Below are 20999 nucleotides of genomic sequence, written 5' to 3'. Positions count from 1 at the left end.
TTAATATACAGGTATGAATTAAAAAAGGAGGCATTATCACATGAAAAAACTTGTTGGAATTGCGTTAGCAGCTACCATTGGAATTGGAGGTTTAGGAACTTTTGCTACTACTAAAACTCACGCTGCAGTAAACAATCCAGAATCAACAAAATCAGTTTATCAAGTATCTGACTTGCAAGGTGAATTTATGCACATTAAAGTGGGGAAACCTTGGTCAATGACGCCAAGCGGAAAACAATACAAATATGTCTTATTTAGTGAAAACAAAATTTATGTAAACCCTAAAACTGGTGTAGTAACAGCATATGAAGAAGGAGCAGCTGAAGGTAGGGTACTAGATAAAAATGGAAATGTTGTTGCTATTTGGTATATCACAGCTTTTAAATAATGAAGGGTTAATTTTACAAGGTTGAAAAGAGCATCTTTAAGTTTATTATGAGAGTAGTAAAAGAATTTCAATACTTATATTTACACTAAAATAAAAAAGCTTATCCTTTAACACGTAATGATAAGCTTTTTTATTATTCTTTCATTTTTTGTTTTAGGAAGTATTTCTTTAAGTTGATAGCAATGTGGTGCTATCCCATCTCTATAAAGCTAAGACTTTATAGTGCCCCAAAACGGAAACAACGCGTTGCATTTATATAAATTGATTTTGGAAAAATTAATAATTTTATTTAGGGATACTTTAAGATTTTAGCTTGAATGACATATAGTGTTACCTCATACTAATTGATTAGGATATTAAACTTAAACGTGTTATTTTTAGCATTCTAAATAATCGGGTTCAATGTATTTTTCTGTTTCAGGAGAGCTTTTAATTTCTATAGGATATTTCTTAAAAGCTACAACAGTAATCCTACCTTCTTGAACTAAACTTCTGGATTCATTTATAGAAGAGAAACCTGTTCGCGTTAAAAAATTGTATAAAGAGGATTTTGTCATCCAAAAACTAGTAACGTTATCTAATGATGCCCATTTTGATTTTAAACGTTCTTCTATTGATGAATTAGCAGAGTGTTCTAGCATTGTGTGTCCCTTATATTCATAATTTTTATAAAGTACTGATACATTAGGAGTAGAAGTGATATGAGTATCAATTATTACAAACCTTTTGCATACTTCATACACTTTTTCTAAAAAGGGGAATACATCTGAGCAGTCTAAATGATATAAAATACCAGAGCATAAAACAATATCAAAATGACCATATTTTTCAGCACTTAAATTTCTTACATCATCTTGATAAAAGGTTAAGTTTTCCAACCTTAATAAATCTTTAGCGAATATAGCTTTTTGTATGTTTGATTCTCTTCCTTCTATCCCTACAACAGTTGCTCCTTGCATAGCAAACTCAATAGCGTAATGCCCCTCTAAACAAGCTAAATCTAAGATTCGAAGATTTTTAAAATCACATTGTGTGATATCTTGAATCATTGTCACAATTTTTTTTAATGCAGGATTTGGTTGTCGAATATCTCTTGTATATAGAGTATCTGTTAATTTAATATCATAAGCGGTCCATTCACCATATTTACGAATAATATTTTCTTTTTCGAGAACAAAATCTTTCATGATACAATTCGCCACCTTTAACATAATATTAGTGTAATATATATCTTTATATAATCAATATATGTGTGTATAACTTGTATTTAGACGAAGGCAAACATTTTAAAGCTTGTCACTTTATCATGTGGTACGCCAACGATCCCTTCTTTTTGGGAGCCATTCGCAAATTTATAACAATAGGCAGCTCAAATTAAACTACCTATTCATCTCACCTATCTAAATTATAGAAATCATTCTAATTTAACTAATTAAGATTTCTTATTCTACATAGAATATCTTATTATATTCATTTTTAGCCATTGCAAATGTCATAATGATAAGTGGGACACCACATTGCTATCAAGCTAAGCAAACAAAATACTCCTTAAAATAAAATGAAAAAATACATTATTTTTTCTTATAAAAGAAAAGCAAAGAATAAACTTTAATATGTATTAATCCAAACAAGAGAAGATGATTCATGTGAAACAATTTACTAAATTTCCTCTGACATTTTTAGTTATGTTCCTAGCCAATTTAGCGAACTATTATTTTATCCTATTTATGTAATAATAAAAGCCTTCCTAATTATAGGAAGGCAACGTTCTAAAATGAGAAACTATATTTGATTACTAATTAAATTACCTCAAACTGATAATATACACTTTTCCCATTCTCTCTAGTTACTTTAATTTCAGCAAATCCTTTACCAATGACATCCATTCTAACCTTTCCATTGCCCTGTACTGTATATTTGACAACTTTTTCTCCATCTATTGTTGTATGCTTTGCTGCAACTCCATCTTCTGTTCTAGATTGACCAACACGCCAACAGTCACTGCACTTTTTTGTGCTCTTAGATATCATTTCATTTTTTACATGTACACTGTTAGTAGATGCATCAGCAATACCATTTGTACTCAACAAAATTATGGAAGTTACTAAACCTATTCCCAGTTTCTTTAACATTATTTCATCCCTCCTGTGATAATTCATAATTTTATATTAAACTGAGATTCTTTCAGGTAACTTTCATTTACCTTACAATAACCTTAAATCCCTTTCTGTAGATATCGAATTCTTTGGAAGAAAGAATTCACATATCCATCAACTTAAAAGTTGTAAAAGGATCTCAAGGCAAAAAATTATAAACCTTCACTTGAGGATATCAATTTTCTCATTTTAGGTATTTCGTTTATTATCTTGATAGCAATGTGGAAACATATTAGGCTTAAGAAACCTTATCTTTTTCGTCTAATAGCAGTCCCTTTTTGAGGTTTAAGTCAATATGATGGATACTTATCAAAAATCTAAGGAATTATATATAGTTAAATACAAGTAAAGAAGATGGTCTTCTCTCTTCCACTCAAGATCATTTTTGTTTACGTCTGGCAGGGTGTTTTCGTTTGGTTTTGAGCTTTTTTATTTTTTCATGGATGACTAGGGCGTTTTCAATCATTGTTTGCCACGTAAGAACCATCCCCTAGTATCAGTGCTAACATTGCCAATATGTCTCCCCCTTTTGCACTTCCTAGATTCATTTGCCTCTATCTGTTTATCAAAGAAAATAGTTTGAAAGATTTTTTAATTTTATTAATATTTCTTCTACTAGAAACAGGATCTTGGATATATTTCGTATTTTCCCAAATAAAAAAGCACCTTTTACAGATGCTCTTTTTACTTACAAATTATTTATCGCTTTTCTTTTCTAAGTTTATTTTCTTCACTGAATTCGCTTCATAATCCCTATGACCTGTATCTTTTTCAAAATATACGTAGTCAGCATGAATAGATTTATGTATCAATTCTAAAATAACCGTAACTACCCCAATTTTCAGCATTGGACCTATTGTTGCAGAGAAATCTATGAGTAAAAAAGGCAGCCCTAATGCAAATGTTAAATCCATAAAAAATCTTAAAAATGCTACGGTTGTATAGATACCGCTCTTTTCATACTCTCTGTATTCAACGAATGAATACCATTCTCTTCGTCTTTTTTTCTTGATAAAAAAAGTAATCATTTCGTTTCTCCCCTTAATACTTTCAACATATAACTTTCAAAATTCTATTAAACATGTAAACTTAAATTCCTTTGATATGAAAGTTTGTATGCCACTCAAAATATTTATTGTTATCTTTATTCCAACGATCACAAGTTTTTCCTTGAATATTTTCAATATAACCTCTTACAGATTTCGGTAAATTTTTCGTATCCACCAAACTAATGACTTCTCCCTTTTGGACACCGATATACCCCTTCTCAAATAAATCATCACATCCAAATTTACACATTGGTATAGCGATATGCTTTATATCTAATTTTTCTTGTCTGGAGCAGTGTGCTCTCTTTTTAATATGAGCAGCTACCAATAGGTCTACTGGATACTCTTCTCCACAAATACCACAATTACATGTTTTTTTAGTGCCAAATAAATACCCACGTATTATATTTTGCTCTCTTCTTGCTCTTCTTGTAACCTCACGTTCCATGGAGCTGTTTTGTTCTAGCTCATTTATAACAACTTCAAGATCTTTTTCAGCTTGTTCTTTCGTAATGGCAGGTACATGTGTAGTACTGTCAAAGTCAAAGGTATTCATAACAATATCACTTTTCTCTTCATCTAATAATCTAAATCCTCTTATAGTATTGTCTATTTTATAACCTAATAATGTATTAAAAGTATCAATATCAATAGACTGCCTTCTTATTTCATCTAAGAAATATATATACTCCCATGTTTCTCCTTCTTTATTTTCTCCCCAAAGATTCCTTGCTAAATTTGAATTGCGTATTTTATATGTTACTGTAGCAGAAGTGAAAAATTTCTTTTTTCCATAAAATAATGCTATATCTCCTATTTTTATCTTATTCCACTCTCGTCCATTGCTAACTCCAGGTCTATCTCCCCACAAATAAGCTTTACCATCCTTATATATCTTGGATATCTCTTCGAAATCCTTCTTATTAATAAAGCGTTGAATCTGACTAAGATCTATTCCAATAGCCATAGTAGAATCATCTTTAAAATTCTCTTTACCGGTAGGTTGCAAAATTATACTCTTCATAGTTCTCTCCCATTCTTTTTCTTAAATTTTAATATTCGTTAAAAATCATTAATGCTAACTACAATATATATAAATCAATATATAAACAAATCAAAAAAATCTTCTGAAGGATTTGCTCTTGGATCAATACTTAATTAATGAAATAATAACAAAGCTAACAAATTATATATTTTGGAAAAACATTTAAAATCATCCTAGAATACACTCTCAGTTATCATATAGCCATCTTTTTTGCATGTTATTCATTATTGATCAAAGACATAACTCAAGACAGAAAACACTTAATCCCATCCCAAAAATCCTTTTGCCTCTATTTAGAATTAAATTTTCGATATAAAATTTTTTCTAACTTCCGTTCCTTAGATATATCTTCTCTATATATAATAGGTTTTTCTTGTATGTTATCATAATGTTTTTTCATCGTCTCTAATCCTCTAACTGCCACATATATACCACCATAAAAATATAGATATACTTTTATAGAATTTAAGATATAACCGAATTCTTCCTTTGGGATAGCACTAAGCATTGCTATTAAGATTGTAATCATACCTAATCCTAATTCAAAAAGACCATATATATACATTGTATTTTTATTTTGCTTTAACCTATAAAAATTAATAACTATCTTATAACAACCAATGACTAATCCTATCACTACCATCATAAAACCCGGAATTCTTAATAAAACGATGTTACTATTATCTAGAAACATAAAGACTTTACTTATTATATAAAAACAAACAATACTAATAGAAAGATATAATATTAGAATCATTATATCTGTAAAAATATTACTATTATTTTTTTGTTTTTTCTCACCCTGATTCTCTTCTTGAATCTCCTTTTTTACCTCTATTTGAATCTCCTCTTTTAATTCAGGTATCTTTTCTTTTACCTTTTTCTTTACTTCTTCTTTTACTTCCTTTTTTATATCTTTTAATACATGTTCTACGATTTTCTGTATTTCTTTCGTATCCACTAGATTTTTCACATTCCTTTCTTAAATCTCTTTATCTCATAATCTGCAAGGTATAAAAATATCCTGTAGATCGTCATTGCCCTTCAGTAGTGTGAGTGTCTCACCGTACCCGTGCACCAGCCATTATAAAAATTCATACATTTTCCTTTAATAAATGATACCATCAGTACTGGAACTGGCATTAGAATTCAAGTTGCTAGTATTTATAGCTCTTTACAGCAAAAAAACTTCTTCGCTTAGTATTAGAAGAAGCTTTTTTACTAGAGTTTAATTAATTCAGATCTTCCAAATCCGATCATATGCATACTCAGCCATTGCATTAGTTCTTTCTAAAATCAGTTCATGAGTCCAATTTTCTTCCTTCTCATATTGTTGTACAAATTGTTCAACAGTCTTAAGAGCAGATTTTTGATATGCTTTTACTTTACTCTTATAATCCACATTGCCTATTCTATTATTAATCCCTCCGGATAGAGGTAATAAATTCCCCATCATTCCTAAACTTACTTCATTATGAGTAGATTGAGAACCAATATGTTCTAGCGTTACGTTTAATACACTTAATTCATTCGTATCCTGCAAATGACTTTCCCATTTAGAGAACACATATTGAATCAATTTTTTATCTTTTTCATTTTCATCTGTATACTCAAGTTGACACCATTTATCTATAAATTCGTGTTTTGATGGTAATCTCTCTCTTAAATAACTAAGTAATTCTTCTACAATAAAGGTGCTTTGTTCTGTACTATTTGATTCCCTTAACTCTCTAGCTAATCTAGAATATGTAACTTCTAAACCAGATGCTCTTGAAGAACATACAGCAGAAAAAATGAAATGAAATTTTTCAATTGCATTTACACACTTTTTTAATTGCTTTAATTTCACAGTAGGTTGCTGCGCTTTATATCCTGCAATTAATGCAAGCAACAAACTATTTGCAGCACTAATTTTAAAGTTATTTAGTGCTTTTAGAGATAAATAAATTTCAGTTTGTTCTTGAAGTGGCCAATCTGATTCTAACGGCTTAGTAATTAACTTATAATTGTTAGACTCTATTTTTAACTCCTCTAAAAATTCTCTCATTCTTTCATTAGTCTGATCAATTATTTTGTTAAAAGATCTATATATTCTAGCCTCAGTTGTTTTTTCATATTTAGAGATCCAAAAATGTCTAAAGAATGTCGATAAATTCGTATTACTGCTTCTTTCTCTTAAATTTCCTTTTATTTCTTCCCATCCTTCTTTTGCAATATCTGAGGGATGATTAGCTGGTAGACACTGAAAGATTTTATTTTTTATTAGATCCATTGTAGATAGATCCATTCCTTTAGCGTTTAATGTTTCAAAAATTGTATATGCTTCAAACCTATTTGCTACAGTAATATATACTGTTTCTAAAGCAAGTATCTGATCTCTTATAGCACTTAAGCACATAATATATTGATGTTTATCACCAACTGAAAGCTTCAATTCTTTCTCTTCATTTAAGTGAACCATTAAATTTTTTATTTGTAATTTTCTTAAGAAAAATTTATAAGCCTCTAATAAATTACTTTCTTCTTGATTATTTGGTGTCCGACTCTCTTTGTTCAAATGCTGGACTGCACTTTGGAAAAATGGTTCAGATGTTTTTGTAATCAATCTAAAATATGGTTCATTCATTAGATTTCTTGCCTCTATGTAACTATAAACTCCTTGTGCTAAATTGTGTTCCCCTGCGCTCTTAAATGCTTCCACTAATGCTGATAGTAAAATTGTTATTGTTGTTAACCTTTGTTGGCCATCAACAATTTCTAATTTACTATCTTTGTCATCTCCTACCATTACTAAAGAACCAATAAAATACTCACTCGTACTTAACTCTCCGTCTCTCAATACAATATTATCTACAATATCATCCCAAAGCTCATTTAATTGATTCGTTTTCCAAGAATACTCCCTCTGATATCTAGGTATAATATATCTCTTATTTACACTTAGAATATCTTGAATGGTTTTTGTATATGCTTGCATTTTCATGAAATTTACTTCTCCTCTTTTATACAAAAATTTTAATGATAACATATTATATGATAATATAGATATGCATTATTTACCATATACACTTAAGTATTCTTTTTTCTTTCTATACCCGCGCAACAGTTATCTTTTAAATCTCTCATTTAATAACCCCATTAATCTACCAACAACCTCCATATATTGAACGCAACAAACTTCAAATTCACCATAAATCCCCATTCCATATAGCCTCTGACTCGATAATTACTTTAATTCTAATTAATTATATTCTTTTAGGCATTTGAATTAAGTTTTCTCCAGAACACCCCTTCAGTTGTTCAATAGCTATCTTTTGTGCATGCTCTTCACTATCAATTAAAGAGAACCCTTGATTGATAGTGCTCCAAAATTCATATCCACAATCCTCCATCCATCTATAAACTTCTGTTGTGTACAAATCATCTTTTCGTCTTATAATTTGCACTTTGTATCGTTGGCTAGGAGAAAAATATTCCTGTACAACTTGTCTCATTATTTGATTCCCCCTCTCAAAAATATTCTGGTAGTTAATTTATAAAAAGCCACCTATTTATATAGATGACCCACTCTGATTGATTATAAGGTTGAGATTTCTCACGTACTGCTCCTAAATCAATAAACTGTTTGTCCCATGATGTACTGAATCTTTTTCTCCCTTTTCGTATTGCCTCAATTTGTGGAAGAAGTATCCGACAAGGTAGCTATAAAAAAGTCTACAGAGTGTCCTAGCGGTAAAATGATTCCTATTTCCTTAAAACAAAATATAAAAGTTACAAACAAACGTAATAGTAATGAAAATAAAATCTGGAACAAAAATGAAGTAGGTTAAATTCGCTTCTTACAAAAGGAGTATATATAATGAAAGCAAAGAAACTCACATACATATAGGTGTCAATTAGGTTCCCCTAATTAACTTTTTTAGACCTTCAATCCTTTTTTGACCGCATCCTCCTATAAAACCAAGCTGTTCGGCAAGATCCCGTCTAAATTTCAAAAAAGCTTCATCATTCATCCTGTTCACGTCTCCGATATATCCAACTAGAATTTGTTTTATCTCAAGCTCGCTGTTAAAGTAATCTTTATTCTTTTTGTACAAGTCATGGATGTAATCATCTGGATAGGCTATTCTTTTCTTCACAAGCTCCTCAACTTGATTTTGATGATAATTATATAGTGCTTCTATTTTAAAAATATCCAGATGCTGGATCACCGCTTCTAAATGATTTGGTACTTCCATAGATATTTCATATGTAAGCTCATCAGCTTTAAATTTGAAATAATCCCCAATATGCTCTTTATAAGGACTGATGTTGGTAAAAGTAAAGTTTCGATCCCCTTTCAGAGATTGATTACATGATTTACATACCGGTACAAGATTATAGAGAGACATCGAAAAGTAAGGATAATAACACTTTGGTAGGAAGTGATCGATATCTGAGCGCATCTTTCCGTTGTCCGAAAGGATTGGGGTAATATACTGTCGATTGCAATAAGGACAAACCCTTATTCCGCTCTCCATTACAAAATGATAATCATTCCACTCCTCTTGAAAAATATCAACTTCTTTAAAATTATCCATGGTGATATTCAGTTGCTTCAGTTTTCTAAATTGTTTCGCACACGTATCGACATGAAGTTCTCCTAAATTCCTTGGATCAAGATAATCCTCTATTTCTTTTTTTTGTTTAGGAAAATTGGCACTTAGGATATTTACGATTTCCTCTTGTACCCTAGAAGAATATCGCTTTAACCCTAGATTTTGAAGAGCTTTTTTTTTGATATAGTAAAAAAACTCTTTTACCTTAAACTGTTTATAACCGAATATCTCATTCAAATGAGCAGAGTAGTTTTTTCCTTTTTCAAGACGAATTAATTCATAAATATAGGGGCAGTTTAGTTGAATTGACTGATCTAATCTTTTTAAATTCGTTAAATTTCCCTTCGCGAAGGTCTTGTATGCCTTCCTAATGTATCGGATTAACCATTGATGTTCATTAAATAGTTTTTGTTGAATTTCTAAATCACTCAATGTCAAATTCATTTTCCCTTTTAATTCACTTATTTCTTCAGGAGTATGGCTATATGAATGCCCTAGCTGTGGTAATATCCGATCTCTAAAATACTGTTCATGTAAATCCTCAGCCTTTTTAGAAAGTTGAATTTTCCTCATAGTTCCTGATCCTTTTCATTAGTCTGGATGATGTAATCAATTAACTCGTTACGATCTTTCGGCGACAATTTATTATACATACTGATAGCACTCTTTAGTTCTCCGGTTCGACGTCCCTCCCGAAGCTGCTGGAGTTTACCTTCAAATGCCTTTCTAATCACCTTTTCGCCAATTATACCTGTAATATATTCATAATATTTGAATTTCGAAGCATAATTAGTTCCTATTTTGTCATGTGTTACGATCTGCACCAACTTATTAAGTTCGCTTCCAACCTGTTGAATTTTCTCGTTTGAAAACTCTCCAACCGTTTGTTCCATGAAGAAGGCATCCCTAAATAATGTATAGACATTTTGTCCAAAAGTTTCAGAGTGTTCACTCTTAGAATCATTTGTACTATTTTTTAAGTAGATTACATTGCTCTTTGGAACGTCCGAAAGCATCATTGGCGAATGAGTGGTTATTATAACCTGTACCTCACAAGTTTCAAACATAACATCTAGTATATTCAATAAACGGCTTATATATTGAATTTGCCATTTTGGATGAAAAGATAAATCCGCTTCGTCAATTAATAACAAGATATTTGTGCAGGGAATTTCACCCACGGAAGAATAATTTACAACATTATCACCTCGGCTACTATTTTGCCTATCCTGTTTTAAAACTGAATGAAGTCTTGAATAAAGGTTTAATAAATTATTTTCTCCCGTACTCAATCCCCACGAGAAATTTAAAAAATAAAAAGGAGAGCACGTCTTATTGTAATGATTCAAAAAAACACCAAATCTTTCTTTGTTTACGTCATTAAGTTTAATTTCAAGCAAAGTAGCCGGGCTATCATAAATCTTTATATCAAACATCTCAACTCCATTACTCTCCAACCAATTCAAAAAGTCGAGGTAAGGGGTAACACTTGAAATGTAAAGAGAGTCTATTCTTTCTAATTCTTTCTCGAGCCTTTCTAAAAAGTTTTTACTGTACGAAATTATACTCTCCTGGACATTATATTTTTTATAAGCACGTAGAAGACAATCTAATTCCTTGTATCTACTGTCCGATGTTGTAACTGGCTCTGCAATCTCTTTAATTACATTTGTAACTAAATGATCTGCTATTTGGGCAATCCATCTTGAATTGTAGGTAATCCGTTTCCTTTTATGAATCGTAAAAATTAATTCACTAAGCTTATCTTCATTTAAAGAAATTTCATCTCTACTTCTACCCTTATACATCCCCTGAAGTTCTTTTTTTAGAACTTCTGAAAGCCTTTTTCGATTCAAATTATTATCTACAATCTCAACTGTTAAATCATTTAGCATATCAAAGAAGGGGATAGTTTTAATTTCTTCCTGCTTATATTGATATAAGAAGTTAATTTGCCTGTATATTTCATTATTAAAAAAGTTGTATATCTGATTTGCGTCATGAGATATGTAGTGATTTTCTACTGCTTTTTTATAATCTCTTTTCACTAATCCTCCTACAGACGCATCATACACCTTCCCCAGCTTCTCTTGTGAATAATCATGAATGTCTAAAACATTGCTTAAATAAACAAATTTTGTTTTACTTATCCAATCTTCAAAAGTGGCTTCCTTCATAAGAGTAACCTTCGTATCTTTACAATTTATATTCCTAATTTGCATTTTATGGCTATATATTTTTAACTCTTCTTGATTTCGGTCATAGAAACCTGCAATAAATGGACCCGTCAAATCCATAGTGTTAGTAATTCCGTCCATAATGAATCTCAGAAGAGTTGTTTTTCCAGCTCCATTATCGCCCACAATTACGCTCAGGTTAGATATATTTTCCCCAAAAAAATCATTTGGCATTTTTTCTCTTAATCCATTGTTGATATGCAGGTCGTAGGATACAGTATTGTAATCAAATTGATAGCTATTACGAAAATAAAAGTCTGTTTCTTTAAACTTTCCATATTCCTTAATCCATAAATAAATTAGTTCCATGATGCAATTCCCCTCCAAATTTATGAGTCTAGAAAATATTATACCATTACAATTTATAAATATATCAATAAAACTTAATATAAAATAACAAACATTTAACTTTACATTTTTATAAACCTTCCTAGTAGTCTCCCGTGCATTGCTAATAAAAAGCAACCTTAATATTTTAGTTCTATTAAAAAAAGGGCCACTCAAACTTGAGCAGTCCCCTTTTCATTTCACATATACATTTCAAAAAAATATTCCTTTAATTTTTAGAATTGCAAATAACTACATTAATTAAATGAATACAGTAGTTGTTTTTCAAATTAAGCTCCGCTGCATAAGAAAAGATAAAGATAGAATTCAGCAAAATTCTTCCCCATTCAACATCATTATGATATAAATTAAAAAAATCGTGATTAAATTTGGTATAGCTCTACCGTAGTAAGCATAAAAAAACTGTCTGGAGACTATCAAGATAGTAAATTGCAACATTCTAAAATACACTACATATAATATCTTGTTTCCTCTCTCAAAAATCTGATCTTAAAGGGTGCTGCATATGTATATGTGCGCTCTTTTTTGTTTTTAAATAGCGGTTTTATTAAAAACTATCCATATTAAAACTGGACAAACATACGTTGTCATATGGAGACTCCCCACTTATAGAACACTACTTTTCTAATCTATAAGCAAATATAAAAGTATGCTTTTATATTTAAGATGATATAGTGATCATTTAAAATTCCATTCTTTAGTTCACATTTAAATTATTTATTGGTTACACTCTTTAAATCCTGCACCATCATAAGCCGTACTATGTATGTAAGACAATTCCCCAATTATGCATGGACAATCACCTAAAAATTATACAACTAAATACAATAACTAGAAAAATAAAACACGATAAAGATAAAAATAAGGAGTGATTGTCTTTGTATCGTATCACCTATAATGAATGTATGTCGGATTGTATGTCTGGACCTGATGGAGGAACTTATCAGGAATGTAATGTTCCATGTAGTAAATATCATGGGGCTACACATCCAACATTTGGCTTAAAACAACCAATACCTATGGTACCTTCTAGCTATAGCTATGAACAATGTATGACCGATTGCATGTCTGGACCTGATGGTGGGACTTATCAAGAATGTAAAGTTCCATGTAGTAAATATCATGGGGCTACACATCCAACATTTGGCTTAAAACAACCAATACCTGTGGTACCTTCTAGCTATAGCTATGAACAATGTATGTGGGAGTGTCAATCTCAGGGAGGATATAGTTATGAATGTAAACCAATATGTCAGCAATATAAAAATCCAAGACCACTTTATTCATATCCCGTAAGTCCATATTCCTATTTTCCTATGCAATCTATTTTCTAATGCTCTCCTGGAAGCACCAGCCTAATAATGGAGTACCTATTTAAATCCCCCCTTATTCATGAGTCCACAGGCTGCTAAAGGAAATTCGGTTTGGAAATTTTACATTTTTTACATCAGCATCAGAACAGCTTGAGTTTACGATGATAACAAACAAAAGGACCTACGAAGGGTCCTTTTGTTTACTTCCTTTGATTTATCTCTTAGATTCTAGAGCCAATATACGTTCCTCAAGGTTAGCTAATATCATATGCAGCTCAGCATTTTCAGCCTAGAGTTATTCATTTTTCTCATTAAAACCTTGAATAGCAGCTAAGGCCAGCCCTTACAAATCTATACTTGAGATGTACTTTTCATCACCTTCATTTAGTCCGAAAGCAGCTTGAAAATCCTGAGCAGTTGTTCAAATATGACGCTAACCGGATGGGTCTTCTTTATAGTTCCAGAGGTATAATTGAATAATCTATATAACTTAGACAATTAATATCTACATTGTTCAGAAATATGTAGTAACCAATAGATTTATATTTGCGCTTATGCCTTCGGACCGTATTTCTTTCTTAATACTGCCAGTTCTTCACTTAGTTTTTCTACATCTGATCTCCAAAACAAACTCATATTTTTCATTTGTTTTAATGGGATAATCCGTTCCTTTTTAACCAATACATTTAACCTAGCGCGATTTACATTCATTATTTCCATTGCTTCTGATGTTGTCAAAATATAATCATTTACAAATTTTTTAATATCCTCTTTACTTTTCAATTCATACATGCTTAATCACCTATTTTCATAATCGTTTTTTAATAAATGCTAAAATTAATCTTATTACTAGAAGTAATACATAAATAGTAGTTGTTGTAATTACAACATAATCTAATATCCCTAAATAATTCCAGTTAACAAAGAATACTAAAACTATTGTTAACATGAGAATAATTACAAACCTGCTGTTTAAAAAGCTAATAAAATTATCTTTTAACTTTCTCATTTGTTTTCCCTCATGATTCAGCATACTAAATCATTCCTTTCTATTGCGTATAGTTGAATCATCTATATAACTTGGAACGATTAATTTCTACATGTTTCAAAACCATGTTGTAACAGCTCGATTTATATTGTCCTTATGCCTTGGGACCGTATTTCTTTCTTAATACAGCCAGTTCTTCATTTAGCTTTTCCACTTCTGATCTCCAAAACAAACTCATATTTTTCGTTTGTTTTAATGGGATAATCCGCTCCTTCTTAACTAACTCATTCAATCTAGGACGAGATACGTTCAATATTTCCAATACCTCTGATGTTGTCAAAACATGATCAATTACAATTTGTTTAATATCCTCTTCGCTTTTTAATTCATACATTCTTAATCCCTCGCTTTTATAATCGTTCATTTATAATTGTCGTAACTATATTAAGTAGTGTGGCTACTGCAAAACAGATAGTTGTTATAATAAAAACATAATCTATCGTTTTTAAGTCGTTCCAATCAATAACAAATACAAAAACCATCGCAAATAAAAGAACAGGTCCTATCGAGCTTTTTAAAATTCCCCAAAGTTTATCTTTTAAATTTTCCATCTCTATGCCCCACATGATTCATGCATACTGAATCATTCCTTTCTATAAGGTATAATGCCAAAAAAACTAAATAGTTTTAAGAAATGTTATATTTACATTGTTTAAAACCATGTTGTAACTGCATATATGATTAAAGAAAGGGCCATGATAGCTCCAACAACTATCACAATTAGTCCTATACATCCCAAAAGAAATTGAAATAGATAGTATGCTCCAATTATAATCACGAAGATCAGCGCTAAAAGTGCAAGTATCTGCAACATTATTGTTTTAAAAAAGATTAGTCCTATAATAATTACAGCTATTATGGCAAAAATCCTCATACCGAAAAAATGACCTCCAATTTCCAATAACCATATAGAACACAAACTTTGCTGCCCTAAAATCACAGTAAATTATTTTATTTGCATATTCATTATACATTATGTTATGATATAATAGTTGTTAAATTAAGTAAAGTTATTGCATTTTCCCTTCTTAATACTTTATAATGAAAACAACAATTAAACGAAGTAAAAACAGGAGCTGTTTTTCGGGAGACGCTCACCTAAATAAAAAACCGATAAAGATCAAATTCAGCGGAGTTCTTTTCTGTTTCACCTCCGTAATTATACAAATTAAAAGAACAGGCACATATTCAGCGAAGTTCTTACCCATTCACCTTCGTAATCATACAAATTAAAAGAATGGTGATTAAATTTGGTGTAGCTCTACCGTAAGTGAGCAAAACATCACCTCCCGATTCATAGAAAACCGATGATAGACGGGAGTTCTTTTTCCAATACAATCAGCTATATTAATAGCAGACAAAGATCAAATTTAGCGGAGTTCTTTTCTGTTTCACCTCCGTAATTATATAAATTAAAAGAACAGGCACATATTCAGCGAAGTTCTTACCCATTCACCTTCGCAATCATATAAATTAAAAGAATGGCGATTAAATTTGGTGTAGCTCTACCGTAGTGAGCGTGAAAAAATTGGTGTAACTCTACCGTAGTGAGTATATAAAAAACTGCCTGCAAAACCTTAGACATATCTCTAAGATTTTGCAGGCAGTTTTTCTGTAAAGAAATATAATTCATATTAAACCAATGACTAAAACTAGGTTTTATGAGGATGTTTTCAGTCTGATCACACTAAGTTTAGACTTCATGAATTTGAAAGTATAAACATGGCCATGTTCAGGTAAAGGTTTGGACATGTTTTCCATATGGATTGGCCCTACATTATTAGCTAATGAAGGTGAAATTTCTTTATAAATTAAAGAAGAAAGATTTATTATAGTATTTTAACTTAAAATACAAAACAATATTAGTACACCTATGATACTCTAAATAGTCACATGTATATTTTCTAAAACTCTTTTTTATCACCCTGTTTTAACTCCCTCCCCAGCCCCCTACATTGTAATTTTAACGAATTTTTCGAAAGAATTCTCCTTCCTCAAGCGTGTGAAGGGCGTAGCCCAACGGTAGGTGGGAGATGAATTTCGGTTTGGCGTAGCCAAAAGGTTTTCCTTTTTATTTTGCCTCTGATATAATCAGTCTTATAAATGATAAAGGCTGGTATATAAATGAAATTAGATAGTAATAACCATTCAGTATTCTTGTTGTATTATCACCTTGTATTGGTCGTGAAATACAGAAGAAACGTGTTTGATGATGATATGTCAGACTATGCAAAAAATATGTTTGTTCGACTATCTGAAAACTATAACATCACATTAGTTGAATGGAATCATGATGTAGATCATGTTCATATTTTGTTCAAGGCACACCCTAATACAGAAATGACAAAATTCATCAATGCTTATAAAAGTGCAAGTTCTCGACTTATTAAAAGAGATTTTCCACAAGTGAAAAAGAAACTTTGGAAAGAGATGTTTTGGTCAAGAAGTTTTTGCTTGCTAACTACTGGTGGTTCGCCAATAGACGTAGTAAAAACATATATTGAAAATCAAGGTGAAAAGTGAGGTGAAATGATATGACAAAGCATAATAAAGCGTATAAATTCCGTTTGTATCCAACAGAAGAACAAGCACATCTTATGCGTAAAACCTTCGGTTGTGTACGTTTCGTGTATAATAGAATGTTAGCTGAACGAAAAGAAGTGTACGAAAAATACAAAGATGATAAGGAACAACTCAAGAAACAAAAGCTTCCCACTCCTGCGAAATACAAAGCAGAATTTGAGTGGTTAAAAGAAGTTGATTCATTAGCATTGGCAAATGCTCAACTAAACTTGCAAACTGCCTATAAGAATTTCTTTCGTGGTCAAAATGACTTCCCAACATTCAAAAGCAAAAAAGACAGAAAGTCTTATACAACGAATGTAGTGAACGGAAATATTATATTGCTTAACGGTCATATCAAATTGCCAAAACTGAAAATGGTACGTATCAAGCAGCATAGAGAAATACCACAAGACCATGTAATCAAGTCATGTACGATTTCTATGACATCTACTGGTAAATACTATGTGTCTATCTTGACTGAATACGAAAAAGAGATTGTACAAAAAGAAGTAGAAACAGTTGTTGGATTAGACTTTGCGATGGATCGATTATACGTTAGTTCTGAGGGTGAGAGAGCCAATTATCCTAAGTTCTATCGTGAAATGTTAGACCGATTAGCAAAGGCACAACGAGTATTATCAAGAAGAACAAAAGGTTCTATTCGTTGGAATAAACAACGTACCCGTGTAGCTAAGTTACATGAAAAAGTAGCGAACCAACGTAAGAACTTCCTTCATCATAAGTCTAAAGAGTTAGCTACTCATTTTGATGTTGTAGCTATTGAAGATCTAAATATGAGAGGAATGTCGCAAGTACTTCATTTTGGAAAAAGTGTCGCTGATAATGCTTGGGGTATGTTCACTTCTTTCTTAGCTTATAAACTACACGAACAAGGCAAACAACTTGTGAAAATAGACAAATGGTTTCCTTCCACAAAAACATGTAGCAGTTGTGGAAATGTGAAAAATATGTCATTGTCTGAGCGAGTATATTCTTGTATATGTGGTGTAAATCTCGATAGAGATTATAACGCAGCTATCAATATCAAAAATGAAGCAATACGCCTATTAGCGTTAGCATAGATAGCAATAAAATAACCCTTGGAACAAGGGAGTTAGCTCGGCTGTCTTAGGACGAATTCGTTAGCTACCAAAAGTAACGACTAACCGAGAAGCCCCCACTTCAAACAGTCCGTTAGGACGTTAAGTGGCGGGTAGTTCACTAATCTAGTCTCTGCACATACCTTTTTTTGTAAAAAAAACTATAGTATAATAAATAACCAGAAGATCTATTTCTAGATTACCCCTATTTATGTGCCTTTCAGTTCATTTTCTGCTATTAGTTCCTGTGTTACATACATCAAATACATAATAACTGGGAGAATTAGAGAACTAACAGTTTTACCTTTGTCAGTAATAGGATGCCTTTCTTCGACCAGAATGACTTTTATTATTAACAGAGTTCCCCCTCCTAATCAAATGTAACAATTTATGAGTAGAAGAATATTTCCTGGACTTTAATGTAATGTAAAATTAGTAAAGAACGTATTTCATGAAAAAATGTTAACTAATAAAGAATTAGAAGTGATTATATGAATAAATTATTACTATGGTGTTTATTAGTTACATTCTGTCTAAATACCGCAGGATGTTCTAATGATATGACTATACTAAACAATAATTCTAAACCTTCAACACCTACGAAGGTTAAATGCATTAACAAAGCGTGGTACAAAAAATATATACCCTGTAATAGTTTATGATAAAGGTCATAAGGCGAAATTATTATATATTAATCCTGCTATAAAAATGTTGTAATTAATTGTTCTAAATATACCTAAAACGACTATCAATAATGGTGGTCTTGTTTATATTGGTGAGATTGTACTAGTATGATAGAATAGATTTAACTGTATGACGTAGGGTGGTTGGTTGCTGTCCTTTCTCTTTTTTTATGTAGAGGGAAAGGAGGTGACTCCTATGATGGAATATTTACTGTCTTTGCTACAAGATTTGTTGAAAGTATTTTTGACAACTCTTGTTACCGGTTATGGAAACAAACTGGTAAGTAATATTAGCAAAAAACGTAAAAGAACCTCCCTACGCCGTCGGAAGCAAAAGGGAAGTTCTAGAAAAAGAAAATAACTTTATTTAATAACTACCCGCCTTACGGCAACAGTTACCAGAAGAGATGTATCGAGCATCTCTTCTTTTATTATATACCCAAGGTATTACTGTAATACTACTGTAGTAATAATTATAACAAATGAACATAAAAAATCAATGAGTTAACAATGAATGTAATGGACCAAAGAAAAAACACCCTAAGATGCCTTCTTCCGACTTGAGCCCTCTATAGTAATGCGATGCCAATTAATAAAATGATTTATATAAATAATTTGCTATATCTTATGTACCCTAGCTGATATAATATATAAGGCAATTATTGGTTAATGAATAGCGTACATGTATTGGGGAGGTACATAAGTCATGGAGTTAATAATTTCTTCATTTGTATTAGTGGTAATATTCTTTATTCTTTCGATATCTTTAAGTGGTAAAGGTCAGCGAATAGCAAAAGAAGTTTTAAAAGAGCTTATTAATGGTCCTGAGGGGAAAATGTTGGTAGGTTTTTTTGGATCTGCAGCAGTTACAGGAGTAATTTTTGTCCTTTGGCTTTTATTGAACTAAGCATTCCAGTTACTCAGGCTGATACAAGGTGCAAGAAAATTACTGGATAATTAAAGGTACATATATATTAGGAGGTACATAAGCCATGTTAGAGGTAATTACGGCATTTTTCTTACTAATTCTCCATTCTATTGTTTATCTCTTTTCAAGCGGAGAAACTAAGCAAATAGCAAAAAAACATATAAAAGAAATTCTTAATAGTCCGGATGGAGTAATAATATTAATTGTTGCTGCTGCACTTTTAATCGGGGGGATATATTTATTATCATTATGATTTCAGATACCTTAGCTTAAAACGTATAAGGAAATTAATAGTATACATATAGTAGGGAGTCATAAGTAATGGTATTTATAATTGTGCTATTTTTCATATTTATCATATCTATTATTCTTTCATTATTTTCAAAAGGTGAAACTCAGCAAGAAGCAAAAGAAGTTGTAAACGACATTGTTACTGGTCCTAATGGGAAGACACTATTAATTGTTGCTGTGGTATTTGTAATTGGAGGGATATGTATTGTTGGTAGTATTGTAAATGATGGCTATGAATCACCTAAAAATCCAAGTATGCGAAACGATCGTACACCTTTAAAATGTGCTCATTATGGTGGAGAATGGGACACCGGTGGTCTTTTTGGAGAAGCTAAATGCGTTTATAATAAAACTGATGAATTGGATAATAAATAATATATAAAGGCCTTATCTTTTCTATAGGAAGATGAGGATTTTTTATGCATAAAAAAGACACCTAAGGTGCCTTACTCCGACTTGAACCAATTTAATTTTAATAATATGTGTTGGACTCTAATTCAAATATTATTTTAACACGTTAATTAGTTGCAGTTATTGAGAAATTATAAAAGCCCTCTTTCAAGTGCCTTTTTCTAATGTGTTTACATCCTTAATTGATTGTAAATTGATTTGAATACGTGAATTCACCACGATATTTAATTACAGCGACATAATTACCACTTGTATAGCTATCTGTGATAGGTGTTTGCCAAATTTCTGTTCCAGGAATAAATTCTGGTTCTATTGTTTGGAATCGTTCTAGGGTACCATTTGTGTGGATTTTATAAATTTTCATTTGTGCACCAAAATGTTCCCTACCAAAGTGCTGTGTTAAGTAAAATGTATCACCAGTTATTAAATTCCCAATCTTCCAATCAGGTTGGTATGTACTTTCCTCTGAATTTTGTAAATCCATAATGGTTTTGAATCCCCAATCATCATTAAGTGGATCTGAGTAAGCTGCAGCTGCTTGTGAGGTAGGCTTACTCATTTCTACTGCAGTAAACCCACTAAATGTTAACGCTCCAATTAATACTATTTTTCCTAATTTCATTGTTGTTTCCTCCTATATTTTTTCAGAATTATTAGAAATCATATACAAATAATAATATAATTTGTTGTATTATATTTCAAATATTTTCTAAAAAAATCTAAAATAAAAAGACACCCTAAGATGCCTTCTTCCGACTTATGAATCAAATTTATATTTTGTTCACTTTATTCAGTATGGCGATGATGGCCTTGGTATAGCAATAGAACTAAATCACGCT

General features: G+C 31.2%; 22 protein-coding genes and 1 pseudogene. 9 read left to right on the top strand and 14 right to left on the bottom strand.

The window, feature by feature from the left end; genetic code table 11:
* Nucleotides 1-40 precede the first annotated feature (40 nt).
* A complete protein-coding gene (locus ACTFRM_RS19735) occupies nt 41-388 on the top strand; it encodes a hypothetical protein (RefSeq protein ID WP_324657053.1) in 348 nt (115 codons plus the stop codon).
* A gap of 377 nt (nt 389-765) precedes the next feature.
* Here ACTFRM_RS19735 and ACTFRM_RS19730 read toward each other — a convergent pair whose 3' ends face one another.
* The 7 genes from ACTFRM_RS19730 to ACTFRM_RS19700 all read right to left on the bottom strand — a co-directional run bounded on the left by ACTFRM_RS19730 (nt 766) and on the right by ACTFRM_RS19700 (nt 8132).
* On the bottom strand, nt 766-1575 hold the full coding sequence (locus ACTFRM_RS19730) for a class I SAM-dependent methyltransferase (RefSeq protein WP_140159173.1): 810 nt from the start codon (nt 1573-1575) through the stop codon (nt 766-768).
* A gap of 612 nt (nt 1576-2187) precedes the next feature.
* Nucleotides 2188-2520, bottom strand: a complete 333-nt coding sequence (locus ACTFRM_RS19725; protein WP_000914230.1) for a hypothetical protein — start codon at nt 2518-2520, stop codon at nt 2188-2190.
* Nucleotides 2521-3239: 719 nt separating this feature from the next.
* Nucleotides 3240-3572 carry a hypothetical protein gene (locus ACTFRM_RS19720; protein ID WP_254520385.1) on the bottom strand — a complete coding sequence of 111 codons (333 nt, stop codon included), beginning with the start codon at nt 3570-3572 and terminating at the stop codon, nt 3240-3242.
* Nucleotides 3573-3633: 61 nt separating this feature from the next.
* Entirely contained in the window at nt 3634-4617 is a 984-nt protein-coding gene (locus ACTFRM_RS19715; protein WP_400589860.1) for an HNH endonuclease, read from the bottom strand.
* Nucleotides 4618-4927: 310 nt separating this feature from the next.
* Entirely contained in the window at nt 4928-5599 is a 672-nt protein-coding gene (locus ACTFRM_RS19710) for a hypothetical protein (RefSeq protein WP_324657055.1), read from the bottom strand.
* A gap of 276 nt (nt 5600-5875) precedes the next feature.
* Nucleotides 5876-7621 (bottom strand): DUF262 domain-containing protein, encoded by a 1746-nt coding sequence (locus ACTFRM_RS19705; protein WP_324657056.1) that lies wholly within the window; start codon nt 7619-7621, stop codon nt 5876-5878.
* Between the two features lie 262 nt (nt 7622-7883).
* Entirely contained in the window at nt 7884-8132 is a 249-nt protein-coding gene (locus ACTFRM_RS19700) for a hypothetical protein (RefSeq protein WP_086388401.1), read from the bottom strand.
* A 180-nt stretch (nt 8133-8312) separates the two neighbouring features.
* Between ACTFRM_RS19700 and ACTFRM_RS19695 the strand changes: the two are divergent.
* Nucleotides 8313-8438: pseudogene (locus tag ACTFRM_RS19695) on the top strand (helix-turn-helix domain-containing protein); the annotation flags it as partial.
* A 96-nt stretch (nt 8439-8534) separates the two neighbouring features.
* Here the strand turns inward: ACTFRM_RS19695 and ACTFRM_RS19690 are convergent.
* On the bottom strand, nt 8535-9809 hold the full coding sequence (locus ACTFRM_RS19690) for an HNH endonuclease (protein ID WP_324657057.1): 1275 nt from the start codon (nt 9807-9809) through the stop codon (nt 8535-8537).
* Nucleotides 9806-11782, bottom strand: coding sequence for an AAA family ATPase (locus ACTFRM_RS19685; RefSeq protein WP_324657058.1), 1977 nt, complete (start codon nt 11780-11782; stop codon nt 9806-9808). The genes ACTFRM_RS19690 and ACTFRM_RS19685 overlap by 4 nt, the downstream gene beginning before the upstream one ends.
* A 917-nt stretch (nt 11783-12699) precedes the next feature.
* On the opposite strand from ACTFRM_RS19685, the gene ACTFRM_RS19680 reads away from it, so the two are divergent.
* Nucleotides 12700-13155: a hypothetical protein gene (locus ACTFRM_RS19680; RefSeq protein WP_324657059.1), complete on the top strand. Its 456-nt coding sequence runs from the start codon at nt 12700-12702 to the stop codon at nt 13153-13155.
* Nucleotides 13156-13686: 531 nt separating this feature from the next.
* Here ACTFRM_RS19680 and ACTFRM_RS19675 read toward each other — a convergent pair.
* From ACTFRM_RS19675 to ACTFRM_RS19660, 4 genes are all read right to left on the bottom strand, one after another.
* Nucleotides 13687-13926, bottom strand: a complete 240-nt coding sequence (locus tag ACTFRM_RS19675; protein WP_440043504.1) for a DNA-binding protein — start codon at nt 13924-13926, stop codon at nt 13687-13689.
* Between the two features lie 16 nt (nt 13927-13942).
* Nucleotides 13943-14167, bottom strand: coding sequence for a hypothetical protein (locus ACTFRM_RS19670; protein WP_324657061.1), 225 nt, complete (start codon nt 14165-14167; stop codon nt 13943-13945).
* Nucleotides 14168-14276: 109 nt separating this feature from the next.
* Nucleotides 14277-14546, bottom strand: a complete 270-nt coding sequence (locus tag ACTFRM_RS19665; protein ID WP_324657062.1) for a DNA-binding protein — start codon at nt 14544-14546, stop codon at nt 14277-14279.
* Complete coding sequence (locus ACTFRM_RS19660) at nt 14533-14748, bottom strand: hypothetical protein (RefSeq protein WP_141559141.1); 216 nt, start codon at nt 14746-14748, stop codon at nt 14533-14535. Before ACTFRM_RS19660 ends, ACTFRM_RS19665 begins: the two co-directional genes overlap by 14 nt.
* Before the next feature lie 1558 nt (nt 14749-16306).
* Between ACTFRM_RS19660 and tnpA the strand changes: the two genes are divergently transcribed.
* The 6 genes from tnpA to ACTFRM_RS19630 all read left to right on the top strand — a co-directional run bounded on the left by tnpA (nt 16307) and on the right by ACTFRM_RS19630 (nt 20124).
* Nucleotides 16307-16705, top strand: a complete 399-nt coding sequence (gene tnpA / locus ACTFRM_RS19655) for an IS200/IS605 family transposase (protein ID WP_065705278.1) — start codon at nt 16307-16309, stop codon at nt 16703-16705.
* 11 nt (nt 16706-16716) lie between these two features.
* Nucleotides 16717-17829: an RNA-guided endonuclease TnpB family protein gene (locus ACTFRM_RS19650; RefSeq protein ID WP_440023268.1), complete on the top strand. Its 1113-nt coding sequence runs from the start codon at nt 16717-16719 to the stop codon at nt 17827-17829.
* An 897-nt stretch (nt 17830-18726) separates the two neighbouring features.
* Nucleotides 18727-18891 (top strand): hypothetical protein, encoded by a 165-nt coding sequence (locus ACTFRM_RS19645; protein WP_173601114.1) that lies wholly within the window; start codon nt 18727-18729, stop codon nt 18889-18891.
* A gap of 345 nt (nt 18892-19236) precedes the next feature.
* Complete coding sequence (locus tag ACTFRM_RS19640; RefSeq protein ID WP_065705274.1) at nt 19237-19437, top strand: hypothetical protein; 201 nt, start codon at nt 19237-19239, stop codon at nt 19435-19437.
* An 85-nt stretch (nt 19438-19522) separates the two neighbouring features.
* Nucleotides 19523-19711 carry a hypothetical protein gene (locus tag ACTFRM_RS19635; protein WP_000895161.1) on the top strand — a complete coding sequence of 63 codons (189 nt, stop codon included), beginning with the start codon at nt 19523-19525 and terminating at the stop codon, nt 19709-19711.
* 68 nt (nt 19712-19779) lie between these two features.
* Complete coding sequence (locus ACTFRM_RS19630; RefSeq protein WP_000231285.1) at nt 19780-20124, top strand: hypothetical protein; 345 nt, start codon at nt 19780-19782, stop codon at nt 20122-20124.
* Nucleotides 20125-20338: 214 nt separating this feature from the next.
* On the opposite strand, the gene ACTFRM_RS19625 is transcribed toward ACTFRM_RS19630, so the two are convergent.
* On the bottom strand, nt 20339-20782 hold the full coding sequence (locus tag ACTFRM_RS19625; protein ID WP_322372722.1) for a DUF5065 family protein: 444 nt from the start codon (nt 20780-20782) through the stop codon (nt 20339-20341).
* Nucleotides 20783-20999: the final 217 nt, after the last annotated feature.

This window comes from Bacillus cereus group sp. MYBK227-1 (assembly GCF_051916325.1).
GTDB lineage: Bacteria > Bacillota > Bacilli > Bacillales > Bacillaceae_G > Bacillus_A > Bacillus_A cereus.
Note: the sequence above shows the minus strand (reverse complement) of the source record. Positions and strands in the feature narration are given on the sequence as shown.

Coding starts and splice junctions, on each gene's coding strand:
- ACTFRM_RS19700 (WP_086388401.1), bottom strand. CDS start 8,132: ATGAGACAAGTTGTACAGGAATATTTTTCTCCTAGCCAACGATACAAA.
- ACTFRM_RS19645 (WP_173601114.1), top strand. CDS start 18,727: ATGATGGAATATTTACTGTCTTTGCTACAAGATTTGTTGAAAGTATTT.
- ACTFRM_RS19735 (WP_324657053.1), top strand. CDS start 41: ATGAAAAAACTTGTTGGAATTGCGTTAGCAGCTACCATTGGAATTGGA.
- ACTFRM_RS19730 (WP_140159173.1), bottom strand. CDS start 1,575: ATGAAAGATTTTGTTCTCGAAAAAGAAAATATTATTCGTAAATATGGT.
- ACTFRM_RS19720 (WP_254520385.1), bottom strand. CDS start 3,572: ATGATTACTTTTTTTATCAAGAAAAAAAGACGAAGAGAATGGTATTCA.
- ACTFRM_RS19705 (WP_324657056.1), bottom strand. CDS start 7,621: ATGAAAATGCAAGCATATACAAAAACCATTCAAGATATTCTAAGTGTA.
- ACTFRM_RS19625 (WP_322372722.1), bottom strand. CDS start 20,782: ATGAAATTAGGAAAAATAGTATTAATTGGAGCGTTAACATTTAGTGGG.
- ACTFRM_RS19650 (WP_440023268.1), top strand. CDS start 16,717: ATGACAAAGCATAATAAAGCGTATAAATTCCGTTTGTATCCAACAGAA.
- ACTFRM_RS19685 (WP_324657058.1), bottom strand. CDS start 11,782: ATGGAACTAATTTATTTATGGATTAAGGAATATGGAAAGTTTAAAGAA.
- ACTFRM_RS19630 (WP_000231285.1), top strand. CDS start 19,780: ATGGTATTTATAATTGTGCTATTTTTCATATTTATCATATCTATTATT.
- ACTFRM_RS19715 (WP_400589860.1), bottom strand. CDS start 4,617: ATGAAGAGTATAATTTTGCAACCTACCGGTAAAGAGAATTTTAAAGAT.
- ACTFRM_RS19670 (WP_324657061.1), bottom strand. CDS start 14,167: ATGCTGAATCATGAGGGAAAACAAATGAGAAAGTTAAAAGATAATTTT.
- ACTFRM_RS19725 (WP_000914230.1), bottom strand. CDS start 2,520: ATGTTAAAGAAACTGGGAATAGGTTTAGTAACTTCCATAATTTTGTTG.
- ACTFRM_RS19635 (WP_000895161.1), top strand. CDS start 19,523: ATGTTAGAGGTAATTACGGCATTTTTCTTACTAATTCTCCATTCTATT.
- tnpA (WP_065705278.1), top strand. CDS start 16,307: ATGAAATTAGATAGTAATAACCATTCAGTATTCTTGTTGTATTATCAC.
- ACTFRM_RS19675 (WP_440043504.1), bottom strand. CDS start 13,926: ATGTATGAATTGAAAAGTAAAGAGGATATTAAAAAATTTGTAAATGAT.
- ACTFRM_RS19640 (WP_065705274.1), top strand. CDS start 19,237: ATGGAGTTAATAATTTCTTCATTTGTATTAGTGGTAATATTCTTTATT.
- ACTFRM_RS19660 (WP_141559141.1), bottom strand. CDS start 14,748: ATGTGGGGCATAGAGATGGAAAATTTAAAAGATAAACTTTGGGGAATT.
- ACTFRM_RS19690 (WP_324657057.1), bottom strand. CDS start 9,809: ATGAGGAAAATTCAACTTTCTAAAAAGGCTGAGGATTTACATGAACAG.
- ACTFRM_RS19665 (WP_324657062.1), bottom strand. CDS start 14,546: ATGAACGATTATAAAAGCGAGGGATTAAGAATGTATGAATTAAAAAGC.